The organism is Curtobacterium sp. MCSS17_006 (assembly GCF_003234215.1).
GTDB classification, from domain to species: domain Bacteria; phylum Actinomycetota; class Actinomycetes; order Actinomycetales; family Microbacteriaceae; genus Curtobacterium; species Curtobacterium flaccumfaciens.
Map to the genome: position 1 here is coordinate 140,685 of NZ_QKSO01000006.1, position 20,709 is coordinate 161,393.

20 protein-coding genes and 2 pseudogenes are annotated in these 20,709 nt (G+C 66.7%); 11 read left to right on the plus strand and 11 right to left on the minus strand.

The window, feature by feature from the left end; translation table 11 throughout:
* Nucleotides 1-70: 70 nt before the first annotated feature.
* The 3 genes and pseudogenes from DEJ21_RS07980 (at nucleotide 71) to DEJ21_RS07990 (ending at nucleotide 3,253) form a co-directional block, all read left to right on the plus strand.
* Nucleotides 71-496, plus strand: a complete 426-nt coding sequence (locus tag DEJ21_RS07980) for a hypothetical protein (RefSeq protein ID WP_111224253.1) — start codon at nucleotides 71-73, stop codon at nucleotides 494-496.
* Nucleotides 497-912: 416 nt separating this feature from the next.
* A pseudogene (locus DEJ21_RS07985) lies at nucleotides 913-2,148 on the plus strand (acyl-CoA dehydrogenase family protein).
* A 232-nt stretch (nucleotides 2,149-2,380) separates the two neighbouring features.
* Nucleotides 2,381-3,253, plus strand: coding sequence for a carboxypeptidase-like regulatory domain-containing protein (locus tag DEJ21_RS07990; RefSeq protein ID WP_181435821.1), 873 nt, complete (start codon nucleotides 2,381-2,383; stop codon nucleotides 3,251-3,253).
* A gap of 165 nt (nucleotides 3,254-3,418) precedes the next feature.
* Here the strand turns inward: DEJ21_RS07990 and DEJ21_RS07995 are convergent, their stop codons facing one another.
* Genes DEJ21_RS07995 through DEJ21_RS08005 form a run of 3 tightly spaced genes read right to left on the minus strand, consistent with a single transcriptional unit; the run spans nucleotide 3,419 to nucleotide 5,607 of the window.
* On the minus strand, nucleotides 3,419-3,880 hold the full coding sequence (locus tag DEJ21_RS07995) for a hypothetical protein (RefSeq protein ID WP_111224255.1): 462 nt from the start codon (nucleotides 3,878-3,880) through the stop codon (nucleotides 3,419-3,421).
* Between the two features lie 3 nt (nucleotides 3,881-3,883).
* Nucleotides 3,884-5,305: a hypothetical protein gene (locus DEJ21_RS08000; protein ID WP_111224256.1), complete on the minus strand. Its 1,422-nt coding sequence runs from the start codon at nucleotides 5,303-5,305 to the stop codon at nucleotides 3,884-3,886.
* Entirely contained in the window at nucleotides 5,302-5,607 is a 306-nt protein-coding gene (locus DEJ21_RS08005) for a hypothetical protein (protein WP_111224257.1), read from the minus strand. The genes DEJ21_RS08000 and DEJ21_RS08005 overlap by 4 nt, the downstream gene beginning before the upstream one ends.
* Nucleotides 5,608-5,710: 103 nt before the next feature.
* Between DEJ21_RS08005 and DEJ21_RS08010 the strand changes: the two are divergent.
* Nucleotides 5,711-6,109, plus strand: a pseudogene (locus DEJ21_RS08010) (methionine synthase); the annotation flags it as partial.
* Nucleotides 6,110-6,222: 113 nt separating this feature from the next.
* Here the strand turns inward: DEJ21_RS08010 and DEJ21_RS08015 are convergent.
* The 5 genes from DEJ21_RS08015 to nrdH all read right to left on the minus strand — a co-directional run bounded on the left by DEJ21_RS08015 (nucleotide 6,223) and on the right by nrdH (nucleotide 11,985).
* Nucleotides 6,223-7,851, minus strand: coding sequence for a DUF6119 family protein (locus DEJ21_RS08015; protein ID WP_111224258.1), 1,629 nt, complete (start codon nucleotides 7,849-7,851; stop codon nucleotides 6,223-6,225).
* A gap of 184 nt (nucleotides 7,852-8,035) precedes the next feature.
* The gene (gene nrdF, locus DEJ21_RS08020; RefSeq protein WP_017886894.1) at nucleotides 8,036-9,010 is read right to left on the minus strand and encodes a class 1b ribonucleoside-diphosphate reductase subunit beta; all 975 of its coding nucleotides are present in this window, start codon (nucleotides 9,008-9,010) and stop codon (nucleotides 8,036-8,038) included.
* A 90-nt stretch (nucleotides 9,011-9,100) separates the two neighbouring features.
* The gene (gene nrdE / locus DEJ21_RS08025) at nucleotides 9,101-11,206 is read right to left on the minus strand and encodes a class 1b ribonucleoside-diphosphate reductase subunit alpha (protein WP_111224259.1); all 2,106 of its coding nucleotides are present in this window, start codon (nucleotides 11,204-11,206) and stop codon (nucleotides 9,101-9,103) included.
* Between the two features lie 17 nt (nucleotides 11,207-11,223).
* On the minus strand, nucleotides 11,224-11,640 hold the full coding sequence (gene nrdI / locus DEJ21_RS08030) for a class Ib ribonucleoside-diphosphate reductase assembly flavoprotein NrdI (protein ID WP_027465945.1): 417 nt from the start codon (nucleotides 11,638-11,640) through the stop codon (nucleotides 11,224-11,226).
* A 111-nt stretch (nucleotides 11,641-11,751) separates the two neighbouring features.
* Complete coding sequence (gene nrdH / locus DEJ21_RS08035; RefSeq protein WP_017886897.1) at nucleotides 11,752-11,985, minus strand: glutaredoxin-like protein NrdH; 234 nt, start codon at nucleotides 11,983-11,985, stop codon at nucleotides 11,752-11,754.
* Nucleotides 11,986-12,340: 355 nt separating this feature from the next.
* Here nrdH and DEJ21_RS08040 point away from each other — a divergent pair, with 355 nt between their 5' ends.
* The 3 genes from DEJ21_RS08040 (at nucleotide 12,341) to DEJ21_RS08050 (ending at nucleotide 15,220) form a co-directional block, all read left to right on the plus strand.
* Entirely contained in the window at nucleotides 12,341-13,546 is a 1,206-nt protein-coding gene (locus DEJ21_RS08040; protein WP_111224260.1) for an MFS transporter, read from the plus strand.
* A 226-nt stretch (nucleotides 13,547-13,772) separates the two neighbouring features.
* Nucleotides 13,773-14,591 carry an aldo/keto reductase gene (locus DEJ21_RS08045; protein ID WP_111224261.1) on the plus strand — a complete coding sequence of 273 codons (819 nt, stop codon included), beginning with the start codon at nucleotides 13,773-13,775 and terminating at the stop codon, nucleotides 14,589-14,591.
* A 56-nt stretch (nucleotides 14,592-14,647) separates the two neighbouring features.
* Complete coding sequence (locus DEJ21_RS08050) at nucleotides 14,648-15,220, plus strand: hypothetical protein (RefSeq protein ID WP_111224262.1); 573 nt, start codon at nucleotides 14,648-14,650, stop codon at nucleotides 15,218-15,220.
* Here DEJ21_RS08050 and DEJ21_RS08055 read toward each other — a convergent pair.
* A complete protein-coding gene (locus DEJ21_RS08055) occupies nucleotides 15,217-15,555 on the minus strand; it encodes a hypothetical protein (RefSeq protein WP_111224263.1) in 339 nt (112 codons plus the stop codon). The two genes, DEJ21_RS08050 and DEJ21_RS08055, sit on opposite strands and share 4 nt — an antisense overlap.
* A 119-nt stretch (nucleotides 15,556-15,674) precedes the next feature.
* On the opposite strand from DEJ21_RS08055, the gene DEJ21_RS08060 reads away from it, so the two are divergent.
* From DEJ21_RS08060 to DEJ21_RS08075, 4 genes are all read left to right on the plus strand, one after another.
* Nucleotides 15,675-16,502: a hypothetical protein gene (locus DEJ21_RS08060; RefSeq protein WP_146247728.1), complete on the plus strand. Its 828-nt coding sequence runs from the start codon at nucleotides 15,675-15,677 to the stop codon at nucleotides 16,500-16,502.
* A gap of 94 nt (nucleotides 16,503-16,596) precedes the next feature.
* The gene (locus DEJ21_RS08065) at nucleotides 16,597-17,118 is read left to right on the plus strand and encodes a ribonuclease H (RefSeq protein WP_027465941.1); all 522 of its coding nucleotides are present in this window, start codon (nucleotides 16,597-16,599) and stop codon (nucleotides 17,116-17,118) included.
* A 58-nt stretch (nucleotides 17,119-17,176) separates the two neighbouring features.
* Complete coding sequence (locus DEJ21_RS08070; protein ID WP_111232839.1) at nucleotides 17,177-17,377, plus strand: type II toxin-antitoxin system VapB family antitoxin; 201 nt, start codon at nucleotides 17,177-17,179, stop codon at nucleotides 17,375-17,377.
* Nucleotides 17,377-17,781: a PIN domain-containing protein gene (locus DEJ21_RS08075; protein ID WP_027465940.1), complete on the plus strand. Its 405-nt coding sequence runs from the start codon at nucleotides 17,377-17,379 to the stop codon at nucleotides 17,779-17,781. The genes DEJ21_RS08070 and DEJ21_RS08075 overlap by 1 nt, the downstream gene beginning before the upstream one ends.
* Before the next feature lie 7 nt (nucleotides 17,782-17,788).
* Here the strand turns inward: DEJ21_RS08075 and DEJ21_RS08080 are convergent, their stop codons facing one another.
* Together DEJ21_RS08080 and DEJ21_RS08085 are read right to left on the minus strand one after the other, a co-directional pair.
* Complete coding sequence (locus tag DEJ21_RS08080) at nucleotides 17,789-18,040, minus strand: DUF6458 family protein (RefSeq protein WP_027465939.1); 252 nt, start codon at nucleotides 18,038-18,040, stop codon at nucleotides 17,789-17,791.
* A gap of 64 nt (nucleotides 18,041-18,104) precedes the next feature.
* On the minus strand, nucleotides 18,105-20,675 hold the full coding sequence (locus DEJ21_RS08085; RefSeq protein WP_111224266.1) for an RNA helicase: 2,571 nt from the start codon (nucleotides 20,673-20,675) through the stop codon (nucleotides 18,105-18,107).
* Nucleotides 20,676-20,709: the final 34 nt, after the last annotated feature.

The window sequence follows — 20,709 nt, forward strand, 5'->3', positions numbered from 1 at the left end:
TCGGGTCCACAGCGTCGGCCTAGAGGGCGGCGTCTGCGAAGCGTCAGACTCGAGGGCGTTGACTACGGTCATGATCACCAAGGGCGTCATCCACCAGGTCGAGAGTGCGACTGTCCGGGATCGCAACGGCGTATCAGTCGGCAAGGTCGTGCAGGTGTTCCCCTCCGACGAGGACGGCAGTGCGGCCTACGTCTGTGTCGCAACCGGACTGCTCGGGCGTCACCAGGCGCTCGTCCCCGCCGACGACGCCACGTTCGACGGCACGGACGTGCACGTCGGGTACACGAAGGACGCGATCAAGGACGCGCCGTCCCTCGGAGCCGGACGCACCTTGTCCCCCGCCGAGGCGAACGCCGTCCGCGGACACTTCGGGCTGTCCCACGCCGGCGCTGCGACCGGCGACATGGGCGACCCACACGAGAACCTCGATCAGGCCGGGACAGGTCTTGCGGGTGCCGACGACACCGAGGGCGCAGGGACGACACCGCCGGCCTGAACCTCACCGGAGTGAACAGCGCCGAGACCACGGCTTTCGCCTACACCAAGCCAGGCAGTGGCCGGTCCTCTGGCTGGTGCGTGCTCCGTCGTTGATGCGCGCTTCTGTGAGCGCGGCATACGCGGGCTTCTCGGAAGAGCATGCCCCTCTTCGTCGGACGGGCTCCGCGGCCGTCGTACACGCGCAGCACCGCGAAGGCGCTGCTGCGAACCCCCACCTCGTCGCTGCGCGGTCACGTGTCATGGGAAGTCACCCTCCGACACACATCGACACAACCCTTCTCGCGGGCGTTCGGCGATGCCACAGTCTCGCGATGGCGCACATCTGGTCGGGCTGTCCGCCCACACCGGACGAATCGACACCACCCGGCGCCACACCACGCGACAGGTAGCAGTCCAGAGCACGAAGGAGTCCTCGTGACCATCAGCAACCAGACCGCCGACAGCACGATCGACGAGGGCGCCGACGACGAGCTCCTCGCCCGCTTCCGTCCGATCTTCGACCGCATCGCTGCCGGCGCCTCTGAGCGCGAACGCGACCACCGCCTCCCGTTCGAGGAGATCCGCGAACTCGCCGCGGCATGATTCGGCGCCGTCCGCGTCCCCGTCGCCCACGGCGGAGCCGGGGCGACCCTGCCCCAGCTGTTCCGCCTGCTGACCGAACTCGCCGCCGCTGACAGCAACATCCCCCAGGCGCTCCGCGGTCACTTCGCACTGGTGGAGGACCGGCTGGTCGCACGGACCGGGGAACGCGAGGCGTGGCTGGACCGCTTCGGCCGCGGTGAGATCGCCGGCAACTCGTGGACCGAAGTCAGGTCGGTGCAGGTCGGCGACGTGATCACGAAGGTGACCCCGCAGCCGGACGGGACGTTCCGGATCACCGGGCAGAAGTACTACTCGACCGGCAGCATCTTCGCCGACTGGATCGACACCTACGCTGAGCGCACGGACACCGGCGAGCGGGTCATCGCGATCGTCGACGCGCACCAGCCCGGGGTCACCCACACCGACGACTGGGACGGGTTCGGGCAGCGCACCACCGGCTCCGGTACCAGCACCTTCGACGACGCCGTCGTGCAGGCCGACGCGGTGATCCCCTTCGACGAGCGGTTCAAGTACCAGACGGCGTTCTACCAGGGCGTGCTGTTGAGCGTCCTCGCCGGGTCCGTCCTCGCAGCCGAACGGGAGATCGCGCGCGAGGTCCGCAACCGCACCCGCGTCTTCTCGCACGGCAACGCCGACACGTTCGCGTCGGACCCGCAGATCCTCCAGGTCGTCGGCGAGGTGTCGGCGGCCGGGTTCGCCGCCACCGCCACCGTCGACCGGGCCGCCGCAGCCCTGCAGGGTGCGTACGAGGGAGCGGGGCTCGACACCGCCGAGGACGAGCGCCGCAACGACCGCGCCGAACTCGCGACCGCGCAGGCGCAGGTGGCGCTGACCACGCTGGCGACGACGGCGACCTCGCACCTGTTCGACGCGCTCGCGGCGTCCGGGGTGAGCACGACGAAGAACCTCGACCGGCACTGGCGGAACGCTCGCACCGCCGGCAGCCACAACCCGTGGGTGTTCAAGGCGCGGATCATCGGTGACCACGCGGTCAACGGTGCCGAACCGCCCCGCGTCTGGGCGATCGGTGCGACCCGCACCTCGTGACGCCTGTCGAGGCCGAGACGGCTTCCGCGTGACCGCTGCTGCGATGTGCCTGCCCCACCGCCCGCCCGCCCGCCCGCCGTGCGCGTACAGTCCCTGGCAACGCACGGCTGGCCAACGACCGGGGAACGCGATGCGACTGCTCACGGGGACGACGCTGGCCGGTGCGCTGGCAGCAGGTGCGCTGATCGGCCTCGCGCCACCAGCGACTGCGGCCGGATCCGGAACGATCACCGTGCAGCTCACAACGCCCGACGGCACCGCGATCCGGGTGGCGGACGTCGAACTCGCAGCGATCGGCACCGAGGTCGTCGTCGGGAACGCCACCACCGACGATGACGGCACCGCGACGTTCACCGGCATCCCGGCACCGGACACCGTCACGGTGACGACGCGGCAGCTCCCGCCGCACGGAACGGAGACCTACGCCCCCGGACTCCGCTCGGGCATCGCCGTCCGCGGCGGTTCCACAGTCGCGGTCACCGTGCCGCTCGTGATCGGTGCCACCGTGCAGGGCGGCGTGGTCGGCCCGACGGGACCCGCCACCGGTCGCCTGATGTACGCCTGGAACGAGGACACCTCGCAGGTGTTCCGGACGACCTCGGACAGCGCAGGGCAGTACCGGTTCGTCGGGTTGAACACCGGGAAGTACCGCATCGAGGCCTACGCCAGCGGAACGGCGTCGCCCGCCGTCTGGAAGACCCGGGTGTACCAGCAGCGAGGAACGCTCCCGGCTTCCCGAGTCACCTTGTCACGGCACTACGCACACAGCGACTACGACCTGGTCGTCTACGCGGCCTCGGCGTCCCGCAGCCCGTCGGCGCAGCTGAGCGGTGCGACCGTCACGGTGACGAACGCGACGACCGGAGCGTCGTTCTCGACCCGGTTCTCGACGCTGCTCGACAGCGAGCAGACGGCGCAGTTCCAGATCCCCTCCGGGCAGTACGTGGTGGAGCTCCGGACCGTCGCGACGACCACAACGACCGCGCAGGTGCTGTGGCTCGGACGTCCGGGCGGCACGTACCGGTACGTGACCGACCGGGCGCAGGCCGTCCCGGTGAACGTCGTGTTCGGCGGTCACGACTTCTGGGGCGGCGCCCTCGGGTGATCCGGACCCAGCACCATCCCCAGCACATGGCTGGCCGAACGCGGTTGGCTGCGTGACTGCACGCGGTCGCGTGAGCAGCAACGGACAGGAGGCGCGGTGCCAGCTGGCACCGCGCCTCCTGTCCGGCACACGGTCGCGGACACGCGACGGTGGCGTCGCCACCTTCTACATGTCGGCGATGAGACGGAGCGTGGAGCCGTCGGGGACCGTCTGGTGTTCGACGTAGTGCATGAACACCGGCGCAGCCTGGTCGGCCGTGAACAGCTCGGCAGGATGTCGAGGCTCGTGCGCAGCCTGAACGTCGATGGTCTCCGTAAGCGGTTCGGTGAGGTCGTGGTCACGGCCGACGATGTAGAACCGGTACTCGCCGTCGTCCTCGCGGCGGCGCAGCTCCACGCTCATCTTCTCCGCGGTGCCACCGGCCTGCAGGTAGGAGCCGCCGTGCTGCTCCTCAGTCTTGTCGGGGTTGAACATCCAGTCGGCGTCGTCGGGACACCACCAGAGCCTCCACGCGAAGTGCTCGTCGTTGTCGAGGAGTCCCAGCATGCGGCGAACCTGGTCAGGCATCGGCCGGAAGGTGTCCCGCAGGATGCTGCTGATGCTGCTGTTGGTCTCTTGGATGATCATGCGCTACTTCACTCGTTGGTAGTTGACCGAGGTGATCTTGATGCGTTCCCCGTTCAGTTTGGCGTACGCGGGATGGTCGTACGACACTGCCTGGTCGAACGCTTTCTGAGCTTTGTCCGCTGACGTACCGCTCTTGACTTCGATGCCCTCCCACGTCCCGTCGGGCTTCTTCACCAAGCCGTCGTAGATCCGCTCCTTCGTAGCACCTTCCATGCTCGCTCGCACCTGCTGCGTCGTCGTGACCTCGACCCCGGTTTCGTCCTCGTACTGCTTGATGCCCCTTGCCTCCTTCTGCGCAGAGTCGGCGCGGGCTTTGTTGTTGTCCTTCGACTGGTACTGCCCCTTGTTGTTCCGCCCGGGGTGTCCCTCGTTCGGTCCGTACGGATCCTTCTCCGCCTGCTCGACGTGATCGGTACGGTTCGGACTCACCCCGTCGTCGGTCATCGCGTGCACGCCGAGCTGGCTTGCGCCGGCCGCAGCAGCGGTTGCACCTGCGGCCATCACCGCCGCTCCGGAGATGTTCAACGGGACTCCGCCGATCGCTCCGATCCCGGTGAGGTCGAGTGCGACACCGCCGGCTTCCATGGCGGATCCCCCGGCCATCGCCGCGATACCGCCAAGGAGCTCGAGCATCTCGTCCGGGTGGTTGACCATGGCGTTGCCCATCGAGGCGAACAGGTTGCCGGCGACCGCGGCAGCATCCTGCACATGCGGCCACGCCGCTTCTGCTTCCGCGCCGAGGACTGCCCCGCCGACCCCAACGGCGGTCTTGGCGGTGTTCCACGCGTCCTCGAACCAATTGCTGTGGTCGCCGCCGCTACTCGACGACACGTCCGCAGTGGTGTGCACGGGATGGGCGTCCACGGTGGAGGGACTGATGCCCTCGACCTGTGCCGCGATGCTGGCGAGGGTCGTCGTGACGTTGTCGTTGTGCGCCTGCACCTTGATGCGCAGTCCGAGTTCCTCGGCGACAAGATCAGGCACCTGCTGCCAGTTCGTGACGACTGTGCCTACGGCTCCGAGCAGGTCCCCGCTGGCTGCCTGCTTCGCAGCGGCCGCGGCAACCTGGCCAGGCGCGGACGAGTGGAACTGCTCGATCTGTCGGACAAGCCGGTCGTGGTCATCCTTCAGATCGTCGATGCTGTTCGCCGCACGGGACGCGATCTGCAAGAACTCCTCCGCGGCAGCCTGCATCTGCTGCGCTTTCTGCACGGCGGGATCCATCAGCGGCGTCAGCGCCGGCTGCAATGCATCGGAGGTGAACACCGCCGGGAGTCCTGCCCAGGACCGTGACGCGTTCGTCGCTGCGCCGAGGACACCGTCTGCAGCAGTCGAGAACAGACGCGCGGCAGAACGAAGTGCATCAGCGTCGTCCGGCACGTCGGTGACGTCAGCAGCAGTCAAGGCACCGGCGAGGACGCTCACTCGCTCGTGCTCCGTGCGCTGCCGGCAAGCTCCGCATCCGTCGCGGTGAGGGCCGACGATGCGGCAGCCAGCGCGCCTCCGAGACTGGTCACCCTGACGCCGATGTCGTCGAATCCGCCGCGAAAGCGAGCGGCCAGCTGTTGCATCGCCGCTGCGAGTGGGGCCGACGACACCGCTCCGGCCGCCGCCGCGAGTGCGGCGTCCGCCTGCGCGGAATGCTCGTCACTGCCAGCGCTGTGCACGTGCAGCTCACGAACGAGGGACGCGAGCCCGCCCTCGTCGAGCTTCAGTTCCCCAGCCATGAGACCCCCATTCCCCGGGACATCGTGTTGCAAAGGCAACCGTACGATCGTGGAAGCACCTGCGCGACATGTCTGAGAGCAACAACAGCTCTTAGCGCATCCGAACGAGTCTGCCTTCACCGTCTTCCACGACGAGGTGCAGGACTGGGGCGTGGCCGCGCTCGAACGCGCCGCTGAGGGCCTGCGCGCCGAGACCGCCGTGCACATCTGTTACGGCTACGGCATCGAGGCGAACAACAAGTGGAAGGAGACGCTCGGGGCAGAGTGGCGGCAGTACGAGCAGTCCTTCCCGCTCCTGCAGCAGTCGTCGATCGACATCGTGTCGCTCGAGTGCATCCACTCCCACGTTCCCCCCGAGCTCGTCGAACTGATCCGCGGGAAGAAAGTCATGCTCGGGGCGATCGACGTCGCGACCGAGACCGTGGAGACGCCGGAGGAGGTCGCGGAGGTGTTCCGTCGGGCGCTCGAGTTCGTCGATGCCGACAAGCTCATCCCGAGCTCGATCCCCGAGTGGCCGCTCTAGAATTCACGGTTTGGAGGGCCATCATGATCAGGTCGACGAGTTACACACGGTTCACATCGGCGCAATAATGAGCTATCAGGTTTCAATTGTCATCATTGAAACTTGACTGCCTGCGACCCTCGCTCCACCTTTACCGGCTCAACCGCAGTCATTGGAATCTTTGCCACAGCAAATCCGAACTGGCCTCGAGACAACTTTCTGAAGCCGTTCACGATTTGCACCATTGAGAAGAAGAAAAGATTGTCAGCCAGCGCGCCCGGCTTCGCCGTGGCGATTGCCAGAACGAACCTCGCTTTCCGCCGATCAAACAAGGGGCTTTCAGAAATGCCCGCCCAAGCCGCGGCGAGCTTCTCATCATACTGCTTGTCGCCCCAGGCGTCCGCACTGTTCATCACCTGAGCGACTAGGTGCGAAAGAGCGGGTGAATCCGAAGCTGCCTTTACGCAAAGCAATTCCGCATCCGGCGTCAATAGATCACAGATTTCGAGGCGCTTGTACGCACCAAACGTAACGAGCCGCTTATCCAGAAGGGCGTACCCCCTACTCTTCGAAACTCCAATGTTATATGAACCTTCTGCAGTCTTGTCGCTTTCGTCTAGTCGAAGCGCCTCTGGATCCCACTCCGGCAGCTCTAGTTCCTCTGAGATATCTGGAACCTCCGCCATTGCAGCTTCGATCTCCGCCACGAAATCAGCCTGGAGCGAAAACCAGTGACCTGCGGACAGCAAGTAGCTCACCCCGTGATGGTTCACTTCGGTCTGCAGGTAACTCTTCAGCCCATAAGCACGATCGATATCTTCCCCATCCTCGTTCAGTGCGCGCACTCGCACGCTCTCGAGAGGACTCTTTTTCTCGTCGAGCTTCGCAGCAATATCTAGAACGACCGCTGCGTCAAGGTCGCTCAGGATATAACGCTGATATTGACAAGCGATTTCGTAGTGATCTACAGCAAGTTGTTCGAACGGATCCGGAGCTGCAAATGAAAGCGAAGAATTCTTACCGCGCACCTGGGAAGCCGCGAGGGCATCGAGGTCCGGGATCAACGGATCGCTACGATCGAGTGGCACCATGCGATCGAGGAACGGAAAACTTGCCTTATATTCTATGCCCGCCCACGCAGACATCACGTCCTTGACTTTTTCGGCGAGCGCACGAACATCAAAGTCTTTGACCGTTATCGTGAGCGAATCAGCTCCGGAGACGTTGAGTGCGAAATTACCATCCTTCGACTTACCCGAGAGTTGCCGCAACCAGTCCTCGTCAACTTCGACCGCCAGGTCCTGCAGTCGCCCTGCCCCCGGCAGCAGTGTTTTTTGATCGCGCGAGCTTCTAGCAACCCCGCGGGTTTGCGCGCCACGGATCCCATTCGTGGCGACCATGTTTGCGGTTACTCTCAGGCCAAACCCTCGCTCGATGACCGATGACTCAAGAGCGTGGTAACCGGAACCGAAAGTGACTGCGACTACTCGCTCACCCGCCGCTACAAGGACCACAGCTCCGAGGCTGCGAGAAACAAGTTCAGAATCGGGGGATGCGGGCGAAGTGAGTTTAGCAACTTCCCCCAACCAGCCGGGGGCCTTTGAGTCACCCTTGAAGAGAAAAACGGCTGGAACGCCGCCGGACCCAGCTCTCAGCGCAGCTTCCTCGTAATCTGCGCTTTCCCGCAGGACCGCGGCGTCAGCTGTCACGCCCTCCCTCATCAGGTACATCGTTAGTCGCATGCCATTCCCCTCCAGCACGGATTCTGCCACGAGCGGCGCGCGAGCGCTGCACCTAATTTGGGGGACTATTGATTTGCCGGGACTGCTCTCACGGAAGGAGCCCCTTCCCAATCAGCTGGCACCCAAGACGAAGGACGCCCCGCCGGCCGAAGCCAGCGGGGCGTCCCCACGAGTCAAACCGGGATCAGAAGTCCCAGTCCTCGTCCTCAGTGTTCACGGCCTTGCCGATGACGTACGACGAGCCGGACCCCGAGAAGAAGTCGTGGTTCTCGTCCGCGTTCGGCGACAGGGCGGAGAGGATGGCCGGGTTCACGTCCGTGATGTTCTTCGGGAACATCGGCTCGTAGCCCAGGTTCATCAGCGCCTTGTTGGCGTTGTAGTGCAGGAACTTCTTGACGTCCTCGGTCAGACCGACCTCGTCGTAGAGGTCCTGCGTGTACTGCACCTCGTTCTCGTACATCTCGAACAGCAGCGAGAACGTGTAGTCCTTGAGCTCGTCACGCTCGGCCTGCGTGAGGGTCTCGAGGCCCTTCTGGTACTTGTACCCGATGTAGTACCCGTGGACGGCTTCGTCGCGGATGATCAGGCGGATCAGGTCGGCGGTGTTCGTGAGCTTGGCGCGCGACGACCAGTGCATCGGCAGGTAGAAGCCCGAGTAGAACAGGAACGACTCGAGCAGCGTCGAGGCGACCTTGCGCTTCAGCGGGTTGTCGCCCTGGTAGTAGTCCATCACGATGGACGCCTTCTTCTGCAGGTTCGGGTTCTCCTCGGACCAGCGGAAGGCCTCGTCGATCTCACGCGTCGACGCCAGGGTCGAGAAGATCGACGAGTAGGACTTGGCGTGCACCGACTCCATGAACGCGATGTTCGTGTAGACGGCTTCCTCGTGCGGGGTGATCGCGTCGGGGATGAGCGACACGGCGCCGACGGTGCCCTGGATGGTGTCGAGCAGGGTCAGACCGGTGAACACACGCATGGTCAGGGTCTGCTCGGCCGGCGTCAGCGTGTTCCACGACTGCACGTCGTTCGACAGCGGCACCTTCTCGGGCAGCCAGAAATTGTTGACGAGACGGTTCCAGACCTCGACGTCCTTGTCGTCCTGGATGCGGTTCCAGTTGATGGCCTGGACCCGATCAATGAGCTTCAGCTTCTCGACCAACGTGTGTTCCTTACAGAGATGGTGACTAAGTGACGGACTGGAGGCGCGGTGCGGGTTGGCACCGCGCCTCCAGGGAGCAGAGCGGCAGCTCTACAGCATGCAGCTGACGCAGCCCTCGACCTCCGTGCCCTCCAGCGCGAGCTGGCGGAGACGGATGTAGTAGATCGTCTTGATGCCCTTGCGCCATGCGTAGATCTGCGCCTTGTTGATGTCACGCGTGGTGGCGGTGTCCTTGAAGAACAGCGTCAGGGACAGGCCCTGGTCCACGTGCTGCGTCGCCGCGGCGTACGTGTCGATGATCTTCTCGGCACCGATCTCGTACGCGTCCTGGTAGTAGTCCAGGTTGTCGTTCGTCATGAACGGCGCCGGGTAGTAGACGCGGCCGAGCTTGCCTTCCTTGCGGATCTCGATCTTCGACGCGATCGGGTGGATCGACGACGTCGAGTGGTTGATGTACGAGATCGAACCGGTCGGCGGGACGGCCTGCAGGTTCTGGTTGTAGATGCCGTGCTCCTGGACGGACCCCTTCAGCGCCTTCCAGTCGTCCTGCGTCGGGATCGTGATGTTCGCGTTGTCGAACAGCGAGGCAACACGAGCGGTCGCGGGGGTCCACGTCTGGTCGGTGTACTTGTCGAAGAACTCACCCGACGCGTACTTCGAGTCGCGGAAGCCGTCGAAGGTCTCGCCGGTCTCGATCGCGATCTTGTTCGACGCGCGCAGGGCGTGGAACAGCACCGTGTAGAAGTAGATGTTCGTGAAGTCGATGCCCTCTTCGGAGCCGTAGTAGACGCGCTCACGAGCGAGGTAGCCGTGCAGGTTCATCTGGCCGAGACCGATGGCGTGCGACTTGTCGTTGCCGTCCTCGACGGAACGCACCGAGGTGATGTGCGACATCTGCGAGACCGAGGTCAAGCCGCGGATGGCCGTCTCGATGGTCTTGCCGAAGTCCGGCGAGTCCATCGTCAGCGCGATGTTCAGCGAGCCGAGGTTGCAGGAGATGTCCTTGCCGATCTCCTTGTAGGACAGGTCCTCGTTGAAGGTCGTCGGGGTGTTGACCTGCAGGATCTCCGAGCACAGGTTGGACATGTTGATCCGACCCTTGATCGGGTTGGCCTTGTTCACCGTGTCCTCGAACACGATGTACGGGTAGCCCGACTCGAACTGGATCTCGGCGATGGTCGTGAAGAAGTCACGCGCCTTGATCTTCGTCTTCTTGATGCGCGAGTCGTCGACCATCGCGCGGTAGTTCTCGGAGATCGGGACGTCGCCGAAGGGGACGCCGTAGACCTTCTCGACGTCGTACGGCGAGAACAGGTACATGTCCTCGTTGTTCTTCGCGAGTTCGAACGTGATGTCCGGCACGACGACGCCGAGGGACAGCGTCTTGATGCGGATCTTCTCGTCGGCGTTCTCGCGCTTGGTGTCGAGGAACTTCATGATGTCCGGGTGGTGGGCGCTGAGGTAGACCGCGCCGGCACCCTGACGCGCACCGAGCTGGTTCGCGTAGGAGAAGGAGTCTTCCAGCAGCTTCATCACAGGGATGATGCCCGAGGACTGGTTCTCGATCTGCTTGATCGGGGCGCCGGCCTCGCGGATGTTGGAGAGGAGCAGGGCCACGCCGCCGCCGCGCTTCGAGAGCTGCAGCGAGGAGTTGATGCCGCGCGAGATCGACTCCATGTTGTCCTCGATGCGGAGCAGGAAGCAGGAGACGAGTTCGCCGCGCTGTGCCTTCGCCGTGTTGAGGAACGTGGGGGTCGCGGGCTGGAAGCGGCCGGCGACGATCTCTTCGACCAGGTCGATGGCGAGCTGCTCGTTGCCCTGGGCCAGGCCGAGGGCGGTCATGACGACGCGGTCCTCGAAGCGCTCCAGGTACCGCTTGCCGTCGAACGTCTTGAGCGTGTAGCTCGTGTAGTACTTGAACGCGCCGAGGAACGTCTGGAACCGGAACTTCTTCGAGTACGCCAGGTCGTTGAGCCGCTGGATGAAGTCCAGCGAGTACATGTCGATCGTGGCTTTTTCGTAGTACTCGTTCTCGACCAGGTAGTCGAGCCGCTCCTTCAGGTTGTGGAAGAAGACGGTGTTCTGGTTGACGTGCTGCAGGAAGAACTGCTTGGCGGCCTCACGATCCTTGTCGAACTGGATGTTCCCGTCCGCGTCGTAAAGGTTGAGCATCGCGTTGAGGGAGTGGTAGTCCATCCCCGTCTGCGGCGACGTCAGATCGACGTCTGCAACTGCTGCGTCCAAAATGCATCCAATCCTGAGTTGACCGCCGACACGTCGTCAGGGGTCCCGAAGAGTTCGAATCTGTAGAGAAGGGGGACGTTGCACTTCTGCGCGATGACGTCCCCTGCGAGGCCGTACGCCTCGCCGAAGTTCGTGTTGCCGCCCACCACCACGCCGCGGATCAGCGAGCGGTTGTGAGCGTCGTTGAGGAACTTGATGACCTGCTTGGGGACTGCACCCTCGCCGTTGCCGCCACCGTAGGTGGGCAGGACAAGGACGTAGGGCTCGTCGACGTGCAGGAACGGTTCGCTCGGGTAGAGCGGGATCCGGTCCGCGTCGCGGCCGAGCTTCTCGACGAAGCGCGCGGTGTACCCGGACACGCTCGAGAAGTAGACCAATCGGCTCATGGTGCGCTCCTCGTGGAAAGGTGCGGACAGGCGGACCGGACGGGCCAGGAGAGGCGAGTCGCGCCTCCCGAGATGCCCTGCCTGCGGGCCCCTTCGGGGCCCGCAGAACGACTACGCCAGTTCGGCGCTGAGGGTCGCGATCTTGTCGGGGCGGAAGCCCGACCAGTGGTCGTCGTCCGTGACGACGACGGGGGCCTGCATGTAGCCCAGGCTCTTGACGTGCTCGAGCGCTGCTTCGTCCGTGGAGACGTCGTGCACTTCGTACTCGATGCCCTTGTTGTCGAGGGCCCGGTACGTCGCGGTGCACTGGACGCAGGACGGCTTGGTGTAGACGGTGACGGCCATGTTCTCCCCTGGTTCCTACTGGTTTCTGCTGTGCTGTGGAGGTGGTGCTGATGTCTGTCCGCAGTCGTGTCCGGGAGGGGCCGCTGCGATGCCTCCACACTACATCTAGTGGCTAGCCGCAGCACCGACCACTAGAGGAAGTGTTACAGCCATGTAGTTCTCCACAACGTCCTCCACAGTCTGTGGATTCCCGGGAGGCCCGAGTTTCCGCCAGTCTGCGCCCGACCACCGACACTTCCCCACACCGGTGGACAGTCCCGATCCACAGATGTGGAATCAACGCCTCGGCGTGTCGCGAACCGCCCCTCCCCAGGACGGGGGACACCCCGGTCCGGCCGGTCCGTACACTCGTCTCGTGAGTACGTACGGGCCCCTCCTGAAGACCCCTGGCGTGGGTCGTGTCATCGCCGCACAGCTCACCGCGCGGTTCCCGTTCGGCATGCTGTCGCTGGCCTACCTGCTGCACGTCGAGCACGTGTTCGACTCCTACGGCGCGGCCGGTCTGGTGCTCGCGACGACGAGCATCGGACAGGCGCTGGCCGGCCCCCTGACAAGCCGGTGGATGGGCAGCTGGGGCATGCGCCCCGTCCTCATCCTGACGAGCATCGTCGCGCTGATCAGCATGGTGGTCATCGCGTTCGTGGTCATGCCGCTCTGGGGCTACGTGGTGGTCGGGTTCCTCGGCGGCCTGGCGGTCCCGCCCGTGCAGCCGGCGGTGCGCACCATCTACCCGAAGATGGTGACGTCAGCGCAGCTCACACCCCTCTTCTCACTCGACGCCAGCGCACAGGAGCTCATCTGGGTCGCCGGCCCGGTCATCACCACCTTCGTCGCCACCCAGGTCGGCACGGTCGAGGCGATCGTCGTCGCGATGGTGTTCCTGGTCGTCGGCGGCGCGTGGTTCATCGCCTCCCCCGAGCTCGGCCGCGTCCGCATCCCCCGTTCGAAGCGCGCCTTCGGTGTCGTGCTGAAGCGCCCCGCGGTCGTCGTCGCCACCCTGACCGGTCTGCTGCTCATCGGGGCGTGCGCCGCGGTCGAGGCGAGCGTCACCAGCGTCTTCGGCGAGGGCAGCCCGAACGCCGGCATCGTCCTCGCGGTGTTCGCGGTCGGTTCGCTCGTCGGCGGTCTGGCGTTCGGCCACCGCCCGATCTCCCGCAACACCCTGTGGACGCGCATGGCCGTCGTGTTCGTCGGCCTCACCCTGGCCCTCGGCGGCACGGGCTTCTGGTGGCTCTGCCTGGCCCTGGTCATCGCGGGTGTGGGCATCGCGCCGGCCCTCGCGGTGATGTTCGGTTCGGTCTCCGCCACCGTCAAGTTCTCCGACACGGCCGAGGCCTACGGCTGGATGGGCACCGGCCAGCTGATCGGTGCCGCCGGCGGTTCGGCGATCGCCGGCTTCCTGATCGACGGCAGCGGCCCCGTCGGCGGCTTCACCGTCGGCGCCGTGATGGCCGGCCTGGGCGTGCTGCTCCCCCTGGCGATGCGCAGCTGGCTGCCCGACCTGCGCGGCCGTGACGCCAGCCCCCTCCCCGACACGGAGCCGGTGCACCTGCCGACTTGAGCGGCGGGCGGGCGGCGGGCGTCGGTGGTCGCGCGGCGGCGGGCGGTTTCGGGCGTACCTGGTCGAAACGGGCGTACCTGGTCGGAAGTTCTGACCAGGTACGCCCGATTCCACTCGCCATCGCGGCCGCTATGGGAAGGAACGTGCGCCCGGCGTACGAGTCGCGTTCTCCACAGACTGCCTGGAGGCCCGGCGCACCCCCGCCAGGCACCGGCAGGATGGGTGCATGGTCACCTCAGTTCCCCTGCGCGACGGCCGCTCGATCCCCGCGATCGGCTTCGGCGTCTACAAGGTCGACGACACCCAGGCAGAGACGGCGGTCGGCATCGCGCTGGACGCCGGCTACCGGCACGTCGACACCGCCGAGATGTACGGCAACGAGACCGGCGTCGGCAAGGCGATCCGGGCCTCCGGGCTGGACCGTGACGACGTCTTCGTGACGACCAAGGTGTGGAACGACCACCAGGGGCGCGACGCGACCCTGCGGGCCTTCGACGGCAGCCTCGAGCGGCTGGGGCTCGACGCCGTCGACCTCTACCTGATCCACTGGCCGGCCGCCGCGAACGACCGCTACGTCGAGACCTGGCGCGCTCTGGTGGAACTGCGTGAGTCAGGGCGGGCGCGGAGCATCGGTGTCTCGAACTTCCAGGTGCCGCACCTGCAGCGGCTCATCGACGAGACCGGCGAGGTACCGGCGCTGAACCAGGTCGAACGGCACCCGTGGCTGCCGCAGCGCGAACTCATCGCGTTCCACGAGCAGCACGACATCGTGACCGGGGCGTGGTCACCGCTCGGCCGCGGGCGCCTGATCGACGAGCCGGTGCTGACCGACATCGCGGACGCGCACGGCGTGAGCGTGGCGCAGGTGCTCGTGCGGTGGAACGTGCAGCAGGGCGTGGTCGTGCTGCCGAAGTCGGTCACGCCGTCCCGGATCCGCTCGAACCTCGACGTCGACGGCTTCGTGCTGACCGACGACGAGCTCGCAGCGATCGCGACGCTCGAGTCCGGGCAGCGGACGGGCTCCCACCCGGACTCGGTGTCCTAGCCGGGCGGGGTACGCACTGTTCAGCCACAGCGAGTGACGGGCCGTACTGTCGAGGGGTGATCGATCCTCAACAGACCGCCCGTGAACACCTGCGCCCCGACGAGCACCTGTACTGGGCCGGCACGAGCGATCCGGCCAGGCTCCTCTCGGGCCGCGACGGCTTCCTCATCCCGTTCTCGCTGCTCTGGTGCGGATTCGTGGCGTTCTGGACCGTCTCGGCCGTGACCAGCGGGGCGCCGCCCTTCTTCTTGGTCGTCGGGTCGCTGCTTACACTGATGGGCCTGCACCTGCTCGTCGGACGGTTCCTCGTGAAGCGGTACCGCAAGCGGACGACCGTCTACGCCGTGACCGATCGCCGGGCCCTCGTGATCACCCCTCGCGGCACGCGGGAGGTCCCGATCGGCCGCACTGACCGCACCGTGAGCTGGACCGGTGACCGACGGCACTGCAACGTCGAGTGGGACGCGACGGGAGGCGGACCGGGATCGATGCTCTTCGGGTGGGGAACGAACGCGAAGGTCTACGCGAACACCGGTCTCGACGGCTTCTTCGGGCCACAGCCGATGGCGTTCTGGGACGTCACCGATGGCGAGGCTCTCGTGCGCGAACTCGACCGGGTGTCGAGCTAGCCCCGGCGGTCCTCCTCGGACTGCCACGGCAGGTGCAGGTCGCCCGGTTCGGGCTCCACGTCGCCGGCGTCGTCCGCGCCGCCGGTCCCGGGGGCCGCGATGACCTTGGACGGGTCGATGCCGTCCTCACGCAGGTCGTCGTCGTCACGCTGCTTCGTCTGGGACGCGTCCATCTCGCGCTCGCTCGACGGGCTGTACGACGTGTCCGCTGCCCGCTGCTCGCGTCCGCTGACCCCGTCGACGTCGTCGCTGTGCGCGGCGTCGCGGAGCGCGTCGTTCCGTGCTCGGTCGTCCGACGGCTCGGGGCCGGGGGCGTTCGGGATGCTGTCGCTCATGGTGGTTCCTCCTGCAGCGGACGGTAGTCCTCCGCCCCGTGTAACGAGTCTGGCTCGGTCCGCTCCCCGCACTCGATGACGTCCCTGGCCCCCGCTACGCTGCCGACGAGGGGGGAACGATGCAACGAACACGGACCGCGGTGATCGGCTCGGCACTGGTGGGGCTGCTGCTCGCCGGGTGCACGGCGTTCGGCGGCGACGACGCGATCCCGACGCCGACGCCGACGCGACAGGCATCATTCGACCGAACGAACCGGAGCCCGGTAGCGGACCCGACTCCGGCCGCACAACAGGTCAGCACGCCGCAGGTCCTGGCGGCCGGCACGGTCGCCGCCGAGACCGATGTCGTCTCGGCGAGCGGTGACACCCGGATCCACGTGCGGGTCGTCGCGAACGAGAGCGGCACCTTCGACGCCGAGTTGTCCGGCTACCACACGTCGAACCCGCAGTGGATGAGCTTGGAGTTCCGCGGTGGTGACGCTGACGGCGGCGGCGACGCCAACGGGTACCGCGCCGGGGTCGTCATCTGGGACCCGGAGACCGGTGCACCGGACTCGGTCGGGCTGTCCGAGGCTGGGTCCACTCCGGACTTCCTGCACAGCGTCGCGCTCGTGCCGGCGCCGTCTGATGACGGGGACGATTCCGGACGCACCGGCGTCGGCTCCGTGCTCGCAGTTGCTCCGTTGCACTGGACGATCCCCGACCCGTACCCGCACCTGCAGGTCGACGTGGGCGCAGCGCGGCCCGGGGCAAACGGATGGGTGCACGAACGTGACGGCGTGCCGGTGTCCTACCAGGTGTCGAGCGACGACGCGCAGGTGACGGTCGCCGAACGCTTGGGCATCACCGTCGCGCAACTCCGCTGGCTGAACCCGTCGCTGCAGACGGGAGCAGACGACCAGCTCATCACGGACACCGATCTCAACCTGGATCCCGCGGCGCGCTGATCCGGTCGCCGCCCCGCCAGGCGGAGCCCGTCCGTACGGTCGGTTACGGTTGACCAGCACTCGCGAGCACTCGGCACCACCAGGAGGTCCCATCGTGACGATCGTCGCCGCCGCAGACGGCTCAGCCCTCGGCAACCCCGGCCCCGCTGGCTGGGCCTGGTACGTCGACGACGACCGGTGGGCGGCCGGCGGCTGGCCCCGCGCGACGAACAACATCGGTGAACTCACCGCAGTGCTGCAGCTGCTCCGTGCCACGAAGGACACCGGCGAGCCGCTGCACATCCTGTGCGACAGCCAGTACGCCATCAAGGCGTGCACCGAGTGGCTCGCCGGCTGGAAGCGCAAGGGCTGGCGGAAGGCCGACGGCAAGCCGGTCCTCAACGTCGAGATCATCAAGGAACTCGACGCTGAACTGCAGGGCCGCAAGGTCACGTTCGAGTGGGTACGCGGCCACGTCGGTCACGAGATGAACGAGGCCGCCGACGTCCGTGCCCGTGGCGCGGCCACCGCGTTCCAGAACGGAACCGACGTGCCGCACGGACCGGGTTGGCCGGGGGCCGAGGTCCCCGAGCCGTCTGCGCTGCCCGACGCGACCCCGCCCGCGACCCTCTTCTGACCCTTCCGCCAGCAGCCCGCCCGGTTATATACTCCTCTGTATAACGGAGGTGATCGGCATGGCAGTGACGACGATCGATCTCGATCCACGCGTACTCGATGATGCGAAGCAGCTGACGGGCGCCCGGTCCAACCGCGAGGTCGTGCAGAGAGCACTCGAGACCCTCATCGCGGTGCGGCGACAGCCCGCCGCGGTCGAACGCATCATCGCGCGGGACTTCAGCGCCGACCCTTCCGCGGCCGACGAGCTGCACCCCTGATGGCGACCTACATCGTCGACAACTCCGTTTGGTGGAAGGCACACCGTTCAGCGGGGATCGCACGACGGCTTCGCGAGATAGCGACGCAAGACTTGATCATGACTTGCCCACCTCAGGTCCTCGAGTACTGCCATTCAGCACGCACCGGGCCCGACCACCAGGGACACCGCGATGACATGGACGCCTTCCTCGAAGCATCAGAACACCCGGACGTCCAGGATGTGACGAGCATCCAGAACGCTCTCTGGAACAACGGCCACGTCCGCGGAGCAGGACCGATCGACGTCCACATCGCCGCCTACGCCGTGCGAAATGGGGCCACCGTCCTCAGCTCGGACCGCGACTACGACCACATTGCCGACGCGGTCGCCGATTTCCGGCACGAGTACCTGCCGGAGCACTGACCGCGCGTCAGTAGGTCCCGTCGCGCCGATCCTGGCGGGTGATCTGCTCCCCCGACGCCGGGTCGACACCCGAGCGGGTGGTGGTCGTGGTGCGGCGACCGCCGAAGGCCACGGCGAGGCTGATGATGAGCAGCACGACACCGGCTGCCATCAGGATGTAGCCGATCAGGCGGAGGTCGATGCCGGCGAGCTGGATGTTCAGCGCGAAGGCGACGATCGCGCCGATGACGATCAGGGCGATGCTGGATCCGATGCGCATGACGCAGTCCTCTCGGTGGGGGTTGGCTCCGGCGACGGTACACGTCGAACGGCGCCCGCGCCGATCAGTCGACGTCCACCTCGGCCCACCCGTCGAACCGCCCGATCTCGGTGACCCGCACGACGGCCTCGCCGACCTCGTCCGAGGCGTCCAGGTCGATCGTCGCCGAGAACCCGAAGTCCTTGTCGCCCTCGGGGTCGGCGAAGATCTGCCGCGCCTTCCAGACCCGGGGTGATGCGGTGGCGCCGCTCTCGTCGAGCACCAGGTACTGCATCGAGCGCGCGTCGGCATCGGTGCCGATGCTGTCGTGCTCCTCGTAGTACTCCTCGAGCACGTTGTCCCACGCCGACCGGTCGAAGCCGACGGTCGCGTCGAGTTCGCCGAGCCCGTCGATGTCGTCGGCCGCGGCGAGCAGCACCCGCTGGAACAGGGCGTTGCGCACGAGCACCCGGAACGCCCGCGGGTTGCCGGTGAGTCGTGCGGGCTGCGGCGGCGCGATCTCCTCGTGCTCCTCGGAGGCCAGCAGGACGTCGCCGTTGAGCAGCGCCTCCCACTCGTCGACGAGCGAGGAGTCGGTCTGCCGCACTACCTCGCCCAGCCACTCGATCAGGTCGTCGAGCTCCTGGGTCCGCTGTTCCTCGGCGATGGTCTGCCGCATGGTCCGGTACGCGTCGGACAGGTAGCGGAGCACGAGCCCCTCGGACCGGGTGAGCTGGTAGAAGCGCACGAAGTCGCCGAAGGTCATCGCGCGTTCGTACATGTCGCGGACGACGGCCTTCGGGGACAGCTGGAAGTCGAGCACCCAGGGCTGTTCGGCGGCGTAGGCCTCGTACGCCGCCTCCAACAGCTCGGACAGCGGGCGAGGCCAGGTGACCTCCTCGAGCAGCTCCATCCGCTCCTCGTACTCGATCCCCTCCTGCTTCATGCGGGCGACGGCCTCGCCGCGCTCCTTGAACTGCTGCTGCGACAGGATCGCCCGCGGGTCGTCGAGGGTGGCCTCGACGACCGAGACCATGTCCAGTGCATACGTGGGAGAAGAAGGGTCGAGCAACTCGAACGCGGCGAGCGCGAACGGTGACAGCGGCTGGTTGAGCGCGAAGTTCGGCGCGATGTCGACGGTGAGGCGGTAGGCGCCGTCGACCTTCTCGATCACCCGCGCGTTGATGAGGGTCCGGGCGATGACGAGTGCCCGTCGAGCCATGGCGAGCTGCCGGGAGCGCGGTTCGTGGTTGTCGTAGACCAGCGACCGGACGTCCGCGAAGGCATCGCCACCACGGGCGACGACGGACAGCACCATCGCGTGCGTGATCCGCATGCGCGAGACCATCGGCTCCGGCTCGGCGGCGATCAGCCGTTCGAAGGACGCCTGCCCCCAGGACACGAAGCCCTCGGGTGCCTTCTTCCGCTTGATCTTGTTCTTCTTCTTCGGATCGTCGCCGGCCTTGGCGACGGCGCGGGCGTTCTCGATGTCGTGCTCGGGTGCCTCGGCGACGACGTCACCCTCGGTGTCGTACCCGGCACGTCCGGCACGGCCGGCGATCTGGTGGAACTCCCGCGCGGACAGCTGGCGCATCTTCGTGCCGTCGAACTTCGTCAGCCCGGTGAACAGCACCGACCGGATCGGCACGTTGATCCCGACGCCCAGGGTGTCGGTGCCGCAGATGACGGGCAGCAGGCCGCGCTGGGCGAGCTGCTCGACGAGTCGTCGGTACTTCGGGAGCATGCCGGCGTGGTGCACGCCGATGCCGGCCCGGATCAGGCGCGACAGGGTCTGTCCGAACCCGGCGCTGAACCGGAAGCCGGCGATGGCGTCGGCGATCTGGTCGCGGCGTTCACGCGAGGCGACCTTCGCCGACATCAGCGACTGCGCCCGCTCGAGTGCGGCGGCCTGGGCGAAGTGCACGATGTAGATCGGCGCCTTGCCCTCCTCGAGGAGCCGCTCGACCGTCTCCTGCACGGGCGTCATCACGTACTGGTACTCGAGCGGCACCGGCCGCGAGACACCCGTCACGCGGGCGGTGGGCCGACCGGTCCGGCGGGACAGGTCGTCGGCGATGGTCGTGACGTCGCCGAGGGTCGCCGACATGAGCAGGAACTGCGCCCGCTCGAGCACGAGCAGCGGCACCTGCCACGCCCAGCCGCGGTCGGGGTCGCCGTAGAAGTGGAACTCGTCCATCACGACGACGTCGACGTCGGCGTCCGGTCCCTGTCGCAGCGCCAGGTTCGCCAGGATCTCGGCGGTGCAGCAGACGATCGGGGCGTCCGCGTTGACGCTCGAGTCGCCGGTGACCATGCCGACGTTCTGCGCGCCGAACAGCTCGACGAGCTGGAAGAACTTCTCGGACACCAGCGCCTTGATCGGTGCCGTGTAGTAGCTCCGCTTTCCCTCGGCGAGCGCGGCGAAGTGCGCGCCGGCCGCGACGAGCGACTTCCCGGTGCCGGTCGGCGTGCTCAGCACGACGTTCGCGCCGGAGACGAGCTCGATGACGGCTTCGTCCTGCGCCGGGTACAGCGGTCGGCCGCCCTCCGCGGCCCAGGCCGCGAAGGCCTCGTAGACCTCGTCGGGGTCGACGATGCCGTCCACCGCCGCCGGGATCGCGGCGACGAGCGGGGGCAGGGCGGTGACGTCGGTCATGCGCCCATCCTCCCAGGTGCGCATGTGCCGGACG

What these genes read in the sequence shown, in the direction of transcription:
- DEJ21_RS08005 (WP_111224257.1), bottom strand. Translation starts at nt 5,607, where the DNA reads ATGGCTGGGGAACTGAAGCTCGACGAGGGCGGGCTCGCGTCCCTCGTT.
- DEJ21_RS08055 (WP_111224263.1), bottom strand. Translation starts at nt 15,555, where the DNA reads ATGAGCGACAGCATCCCGAACGCCCCCGGCCCCGAGCCGTCGGACGAC.
- DEJ21_RS08060 (WP_146247728.1), top strand. Translation starts at nt 15,675, where the DNA reads ATGCAACGAACACGGACCGCGGTGATCGGCTCGGCACTGGTGGGGCTG.
- DEJ21_RS08015 (WP_111224258.1), bottom strand. Translation starts at nt 7,851, where the DNA reads ATGCGACTAACGATGTACCTGATGAGGGAGGGCGTGACAGCTGACGCC.
- nrdE (WP_111224259.1), bottom strand. Translation starts at nt 11,206, where the DNA reads ATGGACTACCACTCCCTCAACGCGATGCTCAACCTTTACGACGCGGAC.
- nrdH (WP_017886897.1), bottom strand. Translation starts at nt 11,985, where the DNA reads ATGGCCGTCACCGTCTACACCAAGCCGTCCTGCGTCCAGTGCACCGCG.
- nrdI (WP_027465945.1), bottom strand. Translation starts at nt 11,640, where the DNA reads ATGAGCCGATTGGTCTACTTCTCGAGCGTGTCCGGGTACACCGCGCGC.
- DEJ21_RS08075 (WP_027465940.1), top strand. Translation starts at nt 17,377, where the DNA reads ATGGCGACCTACATCGTCGACAACTCCGTTTGGTGGAAGGCACACCGT.
- DEJ21_RS07995 (WP_111224255.1), bottom strand. Translation starts at nt 3,880, where the DNA reads ATGATCATCCAAGAGACCAACAGCAGCATCAGCAGCATCCTGCGGGAC.
- DEJ21_RS08070 (WP_111232839.1), top strand. Translation starts at nt 17,177, where the DNA reads ATGGCAGTGACGACGATCGATCTCGATCCACGCGTACTCGATGATGCG.
- DEJ21_RS07980 (WP_111224253.1), top strand. Translation starts at nt 71, where the DNA reads ATGATCACCAAGGGCGTCATCCACCAGGTCGAGAGTGCGACTGTCCGG.
- DEJ21_RS08085 (WP_111224266.1), bottom strand. Translation starts at nt 20,675, where the DNA reads ATGACCGACGTCACCGCCCTGCCCCCGCTCGTCGCCGCGATCCCGGCG.
- DEJ21_RS08080 (WP_027465939.1), bottom strand. Translation starts at nt 18,040, where the DNA reads ATGCGCATCGGATCCAGCATCGCCCTGATCGTCATCGGCGCGATCGTC.
- DEJ21_RS08045 (WP_111224261.1), top strand. Translation starts at nt 13,773, where the DNA reads ATGGTCACCTCAGTTCCCCTGCGCGACGGCCGCTCGATCCCCGCGATC.